This window comes from Paenibacillus sp. 1-18 (assembly GCF_000520755.1).
Classification (GTDB): domain Bacteria; phylum Bacillota; class Bacilli; order Paenibacillales; family Paenibacillaceae; genus Paenibacillus; species Paenibacillus brasilensis.
The window spans coordinates 1-416 of record NZ_ASSB01000160.1 but is presented as its reverse complement, the minus strand read 5'-3'; the positions used below and the strand labels follow the sequence as shown (position 1 = coordinate 416).

Sequence of the window (416 nt, the reverse complement as noted above, 5' to 3'; positions counted from 1 at the left end):
CGGCAACGTCTGTGCCGACGACGTGGCGGTTGTGCTGGCGGACGTATCCGCAGGCGTATTCGTCCCGGCAGACCTGACCAGCAGCGCGACCAGTTCCTGGGCGCTGATCAGGTCATTCGGACGAAAGCGTCCGTCGGCGTCGCCCTGCAGCAGCCCGGCCTTGCGGGCTGCCTCTATTGCCGGACGGCTCCAACTATCGGCGGGCACGTCCGTGAAGGAGGCAGCACCGTCCAAATTGCCGGTCGGAAGCTGTAATGCTTTGACCAGCAGCACGGCTAGCTCCTGACGGGTGAGCTTCTGCTCAGGTCTGAGTGTTCCAGCCGGATCACCTTGGATGATCCCGAGTTCACGGGCCTTTTGCAGCTGTTCCAATTGCTGTGCTGTAAGCTGCTGCACATCTGTCCACGGGCTGGGAC

Annotated in this window: 1 protein-coding gene; it reads right to left on the bottom strand. The window is 62.7% G+C overall.

Annotation, left to right across the window (positions count from 1 at the left end; genetic code table 11):
- Positions 1 to 372 (bottom strand): S-layer homology domain-containing protein (locus L693_RS27940; protein ID WP_197029867.1); only part of this gene is annotated, 372 nt, incomplete at its 3' end.
- Positions 373 to 416 lie beyond the last annotated feature (44 nt).